At 66.6% G+C, this 9,687-nt stretch carries 10 protein-coding genes; 5 read left to right on the top strand and 5 right to left on the bottom strand.

Features of this window, described 5'->3' with window-relative positions; translation table 11 throughout:
* Window positions 1-87 precede the first annotated feature (87 nt).
* The 3 genes from VQ044_RS18020 to VQ044_RS18010 all read right to left on the bottom strand — a co-directional run bounded on the left by VQ044_RS18020 (window position 88) and on the right by VQ044_RS18010 (window position 2,530).
* Entirely contained in the window at window positions 88-1,365 is a 1,278-nt protein-coding gene (locus VQ044_RS18020) for a cyclopropane-fatty-acyl-phospholipid synthase family protein (protein WP_327648597.1), read from the bottom strand.
* 130 nt (window positions 1,366-1,495) lie between these two features.
* Complete coding sequence (locus tag VQ044_RS18015) at window positions 1,496-2,014, bottom strand: thermonuclease family protein (protein ID WP_327648595.1); 519 nt, start codon at window positions 2,012-2,014, stop codon at window positions 1,496-1,498.
* Window positions 2,015-2,263: 249 nt separating this feature from the next.
* Window positions 2,264-2,530 carry a DUF1674 domain-containing protein gene (locus VQ044_RS18010; RefSeq protein WP_327648594.1) on the bottom strand — a complete coding sequence of 89 codons (267 nt, stop codon included), beginning with the start codon at window positions 2,528-2,530 and terminating at the stop codon, window positions 2,264-2,266.
* 217 nt (window positions 2,531-2,747) lie between these two features.
* On the opposite strand from VQ044_RS18010, the gene htpX reads away from it, so the two are divergent.
* The 5 genes from htpX (at window position 2,748) to purH (ending at window position 9,117) form a co-directional block, all read left to right on the top strand.
* The gene (htpX, locus tag VQ044_RS18005; protein ID WP_327625493.1) at window positions 2,748-3,725 is read left to right on the top strand and encodes a zinc metalloprotease HtpX; all 978 of its coding nucleotides are present in this window, start codon (window positions 2,748-2,750) and stop codon (window positions 3,723-3,725) included.
* Window positions 3,722-5,212 (top strand): RsmB/NOP family class I SAM-dependent RNA methyltransferase, encoded by a 1,491-nt coding sequence (locus VQ044_RS18000; RefSeq protein ID WP_327648593.1) that lies wholly within the window; start codon window positions 3,722-3,724, stop codon window positions 5,210-5,212. The genes htpX and VQ044_RS18000 overlap by 4 nt, the downstream gene beginning before the upstream one ends.
* Window positions 5,213-5,464: 252 nt before the next feature.
* Window positions 5,465-7,150 carry a heparinase II/III family protein gene (locus tag VQ044_RS17995; RefSeq protein ID WP_327648592.1) on the top strand — a complete coding sequence of 562 codons (1,686 nt, stop codon included), beginning with the start codon at window positions 5,465-5,467 and terminating at the stop codon, window positions 7,148-7,150.
* Between the two features lie 73 nt (window positions 7,151-7,223).
* On the top strand, window positions 7,224-7,409 hold the full coding sequence (locus VQ044_RS17990) for a hypothetical protein (protein ID WP_327648591.1): 186 nt from the start codon (window positions 7,224-7,226) through the stop codon (window positions 7,407-7,409).
* A gap of 91 nt (window positions 7,410-7,500) precedes the next feature.
* On the top strand, window positions 7,501-9,117 hold the full coding sequence (purH, locus tag VQ044_RS17985; RefSeq protein WP_327625497.1) for a bifunctional phosphoribosylaminoimidazolecarboxamide formyltransferase/IMP cyclohydrolase: 1,617 nt from the start codon (window positions 7,501-7,503) through the stop codon (window positions 9,115-9,117).
* A 15-nt stretch (window positions 9,118-9,132) separates the two neighbouring features.
* Here purH and VQ044_RS17980 read toward each other — a convergent pair whose 3' ends face one another.
* Window positions 9,133-9,414 carry a type II toxin-antitoxin system RelE family toxin gene (locus VQ044_RS17980; protein WP_327625498.1) on the bottom strand — a complete coding sequence of 94 codons (282 nt, stop codon included), beginning with the start codon at window positions 9,412-9,414 and terminating at the stop codon, window positions 9,133-9,135.
* A complete protein-coding gene (locus VQ044_RS17975; RefSeq protein WP_327625499.1) occupies window positions 9,404-9,649 on the bottom strand; it encodes a type II toxin-antitoxin system Phd/YefM family antitoxin in 246 nt (81 codons plus the stop codon). The genes VQ044_RS17980 and VQ044_RS17975 overlap by 11 nt, the downstream gene beginning before the upstream one ends.
* Window positions 9,650-9,687 lie beyond the last annotated feature (38 nt).

The following is a 9,687-nucleotide window of genomic DNA, read 5'->3' as shown; positions in this document are numbered from 1 at the left end:
TCGCTCAACAAAAACAAATCACCCATCAAAGCCTCCTTCAATGGAGACCGTGAATCACAGATCAAGAGAAATTAATAGGTCCTGAGCCTAGCGATAAAGGTCTTGCCGGGTCGGGGGCAGTTCGGCCGGTCCCTTGGCCCGCCGCGAGGCGAGTGTCTGGTAGATCAGCAATCCGCCGCGGCTGAAACCCAGCGAGACGCCGGCCAGATAAAGCAGCCAGAGACGGGCGCGGGGCTCGCCGGCGATCCGCGACGCCTCTTCCATATTGGCGCTGAGGCGGTCGTGCCAGAGCCGGCAGGTGCGGCCGTAATGCTCGCGCCAGTTCTCGACGTCGTGGACCTCGAAACGGTGCGCCTCCAGCTTTTGCGCGGAGTGGCCGACATGGTCGAGTTCGGCGCCGGGAAAAATGTAGCGGATGATCGCCGCATATTCCTTCGTGCCTTTGCGAAATGCCTTGTCGGTGGCCTTGGCCGGCCGGGTGATGGCGTGGTGGAGATAGAGCCCGTTCGGCCGCAGGAGTTTACGCACGGCGCTGAAATAGGCGTCGTGATGGGCCCAGCCGACATGCTCGAACATGCCGATCGAGGCGATCTTGTCGAAGGCTCCGCTCACCTCCTGGAAGGGCTTGAGTTCGATCGTCACACGATCGCCCAATCCCTTCGCCGCGACGCGTTCGCGGGCGAGATCGTATTGCGCCTGGCTCAGCGTCACGCCGTGGCCGGTGACGCCATAATTCTCGGCGGCATGGATGAGCAGCGCGCCCCAGCCGCAGCCGATGTCGAGCAGCCGTTCGCCCGGTTTCAGCCGCAGCTTGCGGCAGATCATCTCCAGCTTGTCGTGCTGCGCCTTGTCGATGTCGTCGTGCCAGCCGTCGAAATAGGCGCAGGAATACAGCATCCGCTCGTCGAGAAAGAGCCGGTAGAAATCGTTGGAGATGTCGTAATGGAATTGGATCGCCGCCATGGACGAGCCGCTGGCGCCCGCCCCTACGCCTGTCTGGGGCGCCGCTTTGGCGGCCTTGGAGCCTTTACGGGACAGGCTGTAGAGCGCCGGCAGCGCGATGGCGATCCGTAACTTGTCGAGCTTCTTCAGCGCTTCCTTGGTGCGTATGTCGGAACGCGCGGCGGCGATATCGAAGATCGTGCCGTCCTCGATATCGACGGCCTTGGTCATCCATAATTCGACGGCGGTGGCGATCGTCGGGCGCAACGCCAGGCGAGCGATCGCGGCGGGATCGTTCAGGGCGAGCGCCGGTCCGTCCGCGGGACCGATGCGTTCTCCGGTCCACAGCCGGACGGCGATCTTCGGCTGGAAAGCGGTGATCGCCTGGCGGACGATGGCTTCGAGTCTGGCTTCGCCCGTCATCGACCGGCCTCTCCGTTTCACGTGAAACCGGTATGAACACCGCTTTTCAGGGTTTAGCGCGGAGTATGGGCGGGCGGCAACTCGCGTTGCGGACATCCCGACGCTTTAACGGCCTGCAGCGCAAACCCGCCTATCCGATACCCGATATCCCAGGTGCCGCTGGCGCGAGACCGCCCAGCACAGCGCCGTTGCACCAGTCGCGCCGCTTGCCGCCCTCGTAGCGGGCGACGAGACCCTCGCGCAGCAACCGGTCGGCGACGTCGCTGCCGTCCGACGCCGACAGGCTGGCCAGCACGCGGCCGAAATATTTGTCGCCGGAAATGACGGTCAACGTGACGTTTCCGCCGCCGACCAGCTGCTTGAGCCGATCGGTCGCAACTTGCGCGGCGGCTTTTTCCGCCGCACAGCCGCCGCGATGCTCCGGGGCGTCGATCCCGCGCAGGCGAACCGCGACATGGACGGACTGCATCGGCCAGATGAATGCCTCGACCATAATCGTATCGCCGTCGCGTACCTTGATCACGCGCGCCTCCACCGGCCCGGCGATTTCGCGCAGATACGCATCGCCGGTCTCGGCGGCGCCAGCCGCTGCCCCAAACGCGAGCAGGGAGGTAATGCAACCGTAAAGAGTATTGGTAAGGTATCTCACGTCAGCGGGCGATCCGAATCATGTGTGTTGCGGATATTATTCCTATACCGAATTCGGAGGAAATCAATTAGTTCACCAGAGCGCTAAGGGTTGATTACGGGGTCGTCTCATCTCCGCGAGGTGCGAAGCCGTGAATGGCGTGGTTTCCGTTAGGATAAGGTGCCCACAACCAAAAGCTGAAACGCATTCGTCGCCGTCAATCTGGAATGCGGGCCACAGTCAGCTTTTCCGGGCTCGGCGACCCTCAAATCAGAAGTCCGAAATCAGACCGTTCTTCTCCCAATCGCCGTAGCGGACCGGTTCCGGGCCGTCGCGGCCATTCAGCTCCGTCGGCCGGCCGGCCGGATCGATCGTCTCTGCGTTGCGATCGCGGCGCCGCGCCTCGGCCTCGGCGAGCGCGCGCCGGGCGGCGGGCGAGAGCGGGCGATTGTCGGTCGGCGCGTCGTTGCGGTCCGGATCGGCCAGGCCGTCGGGCGCGGCGGCTTGCGGGGAGTCTGAAGTTTCGGGGTCGGTCATTGGCAGGATGGTCCTGGTCGGCGGTCGGTGCCGGCAAGATAGGGAGCCGCTCGGCAATTGCCCACTGCGGCCGGCGAGTGACCACGATGGTCATCGCCCGGAGCAGCTGAAACGCTCCCGCTGTGATCGACATTGCGGCGGCGACCTGCAATCACCAGATTTGCTGGCGGTAGGACGCGGATCGACCGCGTCGTGAGCAGCGGGGTGGGACCGTCCCATGAACATGATCAAGACGGCGATGCTGATCGCCTTCATGACCGCCCTTTTCATGGGGCTGGGGCTTCTGGTCGGCGGCCGCGCCGGCATGATGATCGCCTTCGTCATCGCGGCGGGGATGAATCTCTTCGCCTATTGGAACGCCGACAAGATGGTGCTGAAGATGCACCGTGCGAAGGAAGTCGACGCGCGCACGGCGCCGGAATTCTATCGCATCGTCCAGGGCCTCGCCGGCAATGCCGGCCTGCCAATGCCGAAGGTCTACGTCATCCAGAACCCGCAGCCGAACGCCTTTGCCACCGGCCGCAACCCCGATAACGCCGCCGTCGCGGCGACCACCGGCCTGCTCGAGCAACTGACGTCGGAAGAGGTCGCGGCCGTGATGGCGCACGAGCTCGCCCATGTGCAGAACCGTGATACGCTGATCATGACGATCACCGCGACGCTCGCCGGCGCGATCTCGATGCTCGGCAATTTCGCCTTTTTCTTCGGCGGCAACCGCAACAACAACAATCCGCTCGGCTTCGTGGGCGTGATTGCCGCGATCATCGTCGCGCCGCTCGCCGCGATGCTGGTGCAGATGGCGATCAGCCGCACCCGCGAATATTCCGCCGACCGCCGCGGCGCCGAGATCTGCGGCAATCCCGACTGGCTGGCCTCGGCGCTCGGCAAGATCGCCAGTTCCGCCGGTCGCATCGTCAATGAGGACGCCGAGCGCAACCCTGCGACGGCGCACATGTTCATCATCAACCCCTTGTCAGGCCAGCGCATGGACAATCTGTTCTCGACCCACCCGGATACCGGCAACCGTATCGCCGCCCTGCGGCAGATGGCGGTCGAAATGGGCGGCGGCGGCGGTGTGGGCTTCGTCGCCGGCACGTCGGCCAAGCCGGTCGCGCATGACGATCAGGCGTCGGGGCCGTGGAACCGTGCGCGCAAGACGCCGCCCGGCGGCCCGCGCAAGGGTCCCTGGGGTTGAGCACCGGGTCGGACGGCCGCAAGCCCCGCCGCGGCGGCAATTTCGACGCTTCCCGCTCGGCGCCGCGCAAGCGCCCCCTGCCGGGCAAGGCGCCGGTCGCGGCCGACAGGGCGGGTCAGCCCCGGATCGCCGCCGGACCCGATGCCTTCGTGCCGGATGGCTATTCGGCCGGCGACAGGCCGGGCCTCGGCGCGCGCTTGGTGGCGGCCAAGCTGTTGTCGGCCATCGTCGACGCCAAGACCTCCGCCGACGGCCTTCTCGACGCCAAGGGCGGTCATTCGGGCTTTCGCGCGCTGGAACGGCGCGACCAGGGTCTGGTCAAGGCGATCATCCTGACGGCCCTGCGCTTTCGCGGCACGATCGACCGGGCGCTCGACGCCTGCCTCGACCGGCCGTTGCCGCCGAACGCGGCGGCGCTGAAGCACATCCTGCATGTCGGGGCGGCGCAGATCCTGTTTCTCGACGTGCCGGATTCCGCGGCTGTCGATCTCGCCGTTGCGTCCTCCGGCGTCGATTCCCGCAGCCAGCGCTTTTCCGGCATGATCAATGCCGTGCTGCGCCGCCTGTCGCGGGAAAAGGAGACGCTGCGCGTGGTCGCCAAGCCTGGCGAGAACATGCCGGAATGGCTGATGCGCCGGCTCGTCGCGACCTATGGGGCGGCCCGCGCCGACGCGATCGCGCTGGCCCATCTGTCGCCGGCGTCGCTGGATCTTTCGGTGAAGGGCGATCCCGCTTCCTGGGCGGAGCGTCTCGGCGGTGTCGCGCTGACCTCCGGCACGGTCCGGCTCGGCAGCTTCGACGGCCCAGTGACCGACCTTCCCGGCTTCGCCACCGGCGAATGGTGGGTGCAGGACGCCGCCGCCGCGCTGCCGGCGAAGTTGTTCGGCGATCTCTCCGGCAAGCGCGTTGCCGATGTCTGCGCGGCGCCGGGTGGCAAGACCGCCCAATTGATCCTTGCCGGTGGCCGGGTCACTGCGCTCGACATCAACGCCAATCGGATGAAGCGGCTGAAGGAAAATCTGGCGCGCCTGTCGCTCGAAGCCGAGACGGTCGTCGCCGATCTATCGGCCTACGAACCCGACGCGCCGTTCGATGCGATCCTGCTCGACGCGCCCTGTTCCTCGACCGGAACGATCCGCCGCCATCCCGATGTCGGCTACACCAAGGACGCCGCCGAGGTCGACAAGCTCGCGGCCGTCCAGGCGCGCCTGCTCGGCGAGGCGGCGCGGCTCCTGGCGCCGGGCGGCCGGCTGGTGTTTTCCAATTGTTCGCTTGACCGGGTGGAAGGCGAGGATGTGGTCGCGGCATTTCTCGCGGCGCGGCCGGACTTCGCCCGCGATCCGGTCACGGCGGCGGAGCTGCCGGGCTTCGAATTCGCCCTGACGCCTGAGGGCGATCTGCGGACAACGCCGGAGATGCTGGGGGCCGGCGAGGGTGCCGAGGGCGGCCTCGACGGGTTTTACGCGGCCCGGCTCAAGCGGCTGTGATCCAGGCGCTCGCGCCTGCCTCCGCGCCTTAGCAAAGCCTTTACCATATCGCGCGAAACTCGGTTGTATCGAGCAGTCGCTACGCGCTCGCCGGCATCGGACCGGCGTCGGCTGGCCTGCGAGACCATGGTGACAACGGTGCGCGCCTGGTTGAACACGCGCGGAACGCCGTGAATCTCTGCAATGCCGCATCGCGTGATCCGAAAACCGGTGAGCGCATCTGAAACGATCCGATAGCGCTGGAGTACGGGAGTGTCGACGGGTTTGGTGGATCATCCGCTGCTTGCGGTTTTGACGCTTCGGGAGGCTTGGCGCCGGGTCCGGCGGCGACTCCACACCGGCCCGATCCACCGCTGGCGCTTCGCCGGAGGGACATCCGGCAAACTCATCGCGCTTCCGCCCAATCTGCGCCACGGCGACCCGATGATCGCCGAAGCGATCTATGCCGGGCGGTTTCATTTCGCCGGACAATTGCTCGAGCCCGGCCGCACCTCGATTTTCCAGTCGACGCCGCCATCGGCCGCCTATTCGGTCGAACTGCATGGGTTCGACTGGCTGAGCCATCATGCGGCGGCCAGTGACGCGCTGGCGGCCCAGAACGCCCGCGCGCTCGTCGACGACTGGATCCGCCTCAAGGGCAAGACGATCGGCGGCCCGGCCTTCGAGCCGGCGGTCGCGGCGCGGCGTCTCATCGCCTGGATCACCCATGCCGATCTGCTGCTTACCGGGGCCGAACCGGGCTTTTACCGCCGTTTCATGAAAAGCCTGTCGGCGCAGGCGCGTTATCTGCGCGCGATCGCCCAGGAAGCGCCCGAGGGAATGCCGCGCCTCGTCGTGCGCACGGCGCTCGCCTTTGCCTCGCTGTGTCTCCCGACGGCCAGCGGGCGGGTCAAGATCGCCGCGCAGTCCCTGTCCGACGAACTCGACCGGCAGATCTTTCCCGATGGCGGACATATTTCCCGCGACCCCTCGACGATCATCCGCATCCTGGCGGATCTGATTCCGCTGCGGCTGACCTATCTTGGGCAGGGTCAAGCGCTGCCGAAGGGCCTCTATTCGGCGATCGACCGGATGCTGCCGGCGATCCGCTTCTTTCGCCATGGCGACGGGACGCTGGCGCTGTTCAACGGCGCCGGCGTCTCCGACCTCCATTTGATGACCGTGCTGCTGCGCTACGACGAGACGCTGGGCGAGCCGATCAGCCACGCGCGCCAGTCGGGCTATCACCGGATCACGGCCGACAGGACCACCGTCATCGCCGACACGGGCTGCCCGGCGCACACCTCGGTGTCGAGCAACGCCCATGCCGGGACGCTCGCCTTCGAACTGTCGAGCGAGGCCAGCCGCATCGTCGTCAATTGCGGTCGCCCGACCACCGAGGACTCCGATTGGCGGCGGCTTTCGCGCTCCACCGCCGCCCATTCGACCGTCACGGTAGCGGACCGATCCTCCTCGCATTTCGCCCGCTCCGCCAGCCTCGACCGGTTTCTCGGAACCCCGCTTGTGCCTGGCCCCACCGCCGTGACACTGGCCGATCCGGGCGACGCCGGTCTCGGTTTCGACGCCACCCATAACGGCTATGAGCGCGGCTTCGGTCTCCTGCATCGCCGCAGGCTCGTCGTGTCACCCGATGGAAACCAGGTGGACGGCACCGACCGTTTCGAGGCCGCGGGCGGGCATGGGAGCGCCGGGACGGCACTGAGCGCTACCGCGCGCTTCCATCTTCACCCGGGGGTCAATGTCGAAACGGCGGGCGACGGGGTCCGGCTCAGCGTTCGCGATCAGCGCTGGCTGTTCGAGACCGATGGTGAGCTGGCGATCGAGGATTCGATCTTTTTTGCCGATGCCGGCGGGGCTCGCCGCACGCTCCAGCTCGTCGTGTCGTTCGACGCGCGGGACTCCGACGGTATCGCCTGGCGCTTCCTGCGCGAGCGCTGATCGGCCGGGGCGTCGGGGCGTCAGAAGCGAGCGGCGTCGACAGACGCGAAAAGCGAAAACACGACTCGACGAAATGCCGCGATGGCGCATCTTCATGCCGATGAAGCATCTCGTCCTCCTTGCCATTATCGGCCTGGCGCTTGCGTCCTGCGGCATGAATCGGGCTGTCGGCGTTTTGCCGAACACGCTCGACGATCTCGCCGAGCTGTCGAAGGCGTCGCCAGGCGCGGACGGCGATGAGCCGCGGCTGACGCCATAGGACGACACGTCCGCGCCGAGGCATTGTCGCAGCGGCCTCGCCCCGGTATCAGGGACCAAATCCCTCTTTCCGATCCGCGCAGGAAATGCCGATGTCCGTCAAGGCCAATGTCACACCCGTTCCCGACCGCGTCCGCGTCCGCCGGGCGCTCATCTCGGTATCCGACAAGAGCGGCCTGGACGATCTGGCCAAGGGCCTCGCGGCGCTCGGCGTCGAGCTCGTCTCCACCGGCGGCACCCACAAGGCGCTGGAAGCCACCGGCCTCGCCGTCCGCGACGTGTCCGATCTCACCGGCTTTCCGGAGATCATGGACGGGCGGGTGAAGACGCTGCATCCGGGCGTGCATGGCGGGCTTCTGGGGATTCGCGCCGACCCCGCCCATGCCGAAGCGATGCGGACTCACGATATTGCCGGGATCGATCTTCTGGTCGTCAATCTCTACCCCTTCGAGGCGACGCTGGCCGGTGGCGCCGACGCCGCGACCATCGTCGAGAATGTCGACATCGGCGGCCCGGCGATGATCCGGGCCGGCGCCAAGAACCACGGCTATGTCACCGTCGTCGTCGATCCGGCCGATTATGGCGAGCTGCTTGCGGTGCTGCAGGCGAACGAGGGCGAGACCGATCTCGCCCTCAGGCGGCGGCTCGCGGCCCGCGCTTTCGGCCGCACGGCCGCCTACGACGCGGCGGTCTCGCAATGGTTCGCCGGCGAAGTGGAGGACGCGATGCCGCGCCGCGCGAGCTTTGCCGGCACGCTTGCCGAGGAATTGCGCTATGGCGAGAACCCGCATCAGTCGGCGGGCTTCTACAAGACCGGCGAGGCGCGGCCCGGCGTCGCCACGGCCCGGCAGGTGCAGGGCAAGGCGCTGTCCTACAACAACATCAACGACACCGACGCCGCCTTCGAGCTGGTCGGTGAATTCGATCCGGATCGCATCGCCGCCGTCGCCATCATCAAGCACGCCAACCCGTGCGGCGTCGCGGAAGGGCCGGATCTCCTGGCGGCCTATCGGCAGGCATTGGCCTGCGATCCCGTCTCCGCCTTCGGTGGCATCGTCGCGCTCAACCGCCGCCTCGACCGGGCCGCGGCGGAAGCGATCGTCCAGGTCTTCACCGAGGTGATCATCGCCCCCGACGCGGACCCCGACGCCATGGCGATCATCGCGGCCAAGAAGAATCTTCGCCTGCTGCTGACTGGCGGCCTGCCCGACCCGCGCGCCGCCGGGCGCTTCGTGAAGTCGGTCGCGGGCGGGCTCTTGGTGCAATCGCGCGATGCCGGCGTGGTCGACGATCTCGACCTCAAGGTGGTGACGAAGCGGGCCCCGAGCGCCGCCGAGCTTGCCGACCTGAAATTCGCTTTCCGGGTCGCCAAGCACGTCAAGTCCAACGCCATCGTCTATGCTAGGGACGGCGCCACCGTCGGCATCGGGGCGGGGCAGATGAGCCGGGTGGATTCGGCCCGGATCGCCGCGCGCAAGGCCGAGGACGCCGCCCAGGCGCTGGGTCTCGCCGAGCCATTGACGCGCGGTTCGGCGGTCGCGTCGGACGCGTTCTTCCCCTTCGCGGACGGGCTGCTGTCGGCCGTCGCGGCGGGGGCGACGGCGGTTATCCAGCCGGGCGGTTCGATGCGCGACGACGACGTGATCCGCGCCGCCGACGACAACGACATCGCCATGGTGCTGACCGGGATGCGCCATTTCCGCCATTGATGGCGCGGGTTTGACTTACCGCACCTTCGCCTTGCGATAGACGCCGGCCTTGTCGCGTTTGCCCACTGCCACCACAATGACCACGATGCGACCGTCGTCGACCCGATAGACCATTCGATAGCCGGAAGAGCGGAGCTTGATCTTGAAGTGAGCAGGCATCCCGGCCAAAGCCGATGCCGCCAACTTCGGCGCTTCCAGTCGTTCGGCCAGCTTGGCCTTGAATTGCTCTTTTACAGTGGAGCCGAGCTTCCTCCATTCCTTCAGGGCCGAAGGGAGAAACTCCAGCCTATAGGTCATTCAGATCGACAGACACCGGCACTTCGTCAGCCCGAGTCCGCGCGATTTCGGCGAGCGCCATGTCGTCCAGCTGCTCGACAAGACGCTCGTAGAACGCGGCCGGCACCATGTAGGCCATGACCTTGTTATGGTTGAGGATGGCGACCGGAATTCCCCCGGCCTGATTAAGGACCGCACTGGGACTGCGCTTCAGGTCGGACACACTAACGGCCAAGTCAGCGGAGAGCTTCTGCATGGCTGGATCAACCCATCGTGGAATTAATATGAAATATA

The sequence above is a fragment of the Aurantimonas sp. C2-5-R2 genome, assembly GCF_036549495.1.
Lineage (GTDB): Bacteria > Pseudomonadota > Alphaproteobacteria > Rhizobiales > Rhizobiaceae > Aurantimonas > Aurantimonas coralicida_A.
This window is presented reverse-complemented; position numbering and strand designations above follow the sequence as displayed.

Bases quoted from the DNA above. Each gene is read 5' to 3' on its own strand.
- VQ044_RS18020 (WP_327648597.1), bottom strand. From the start codon at position 1,365: ATGACGGGCGAAGCCAGACTCGAAGCCATCGTCCGCCAGGCGATCACC.
- VQ044_RS18010 (WP_327648594.1), bottom strand. From the start codon at position 2,530: ATGACCGACCCCGAAACTTCAGACTCCCCGCAAGCCGCCGCGCCCGAC.
- htpX (WP_327625493.1), top strand. From the start codon at position 2,748: ATGAACATGATCAAGACGGCGATGCTGATCGCCTTCATGACCGCCCTT.
- VQ044_RS17990 (WP_327648591.1), top strand. From the start codon at position 7,224: ATGCCGCGATGGCGCATCTTCATGCCGATGAAGCATCTCGTCCTCCTT.
- purH (WP_327625497.1), top strand. From the start codon at position 7,501: ATGTCCGTCAAGGCCAATGTCACACCCGTTCCCGACCGCGTCCGCGTC.
- VQ044_RS17980 (WP_327625498.1), bottom strand. From the start codon at position 9,414: ATGACCTATAGGCTGGAGTTTCTCCCTTCGGCCCTGAAGGAATGGAGG.
- VQ044_RS17975 (WP_327625499.1), bottom strand. From the start codon at position 9,649: ATGCAGAAGCTCTCCGCTGACTTGGCCGTTAGTGTGTCCGACCTGAAG.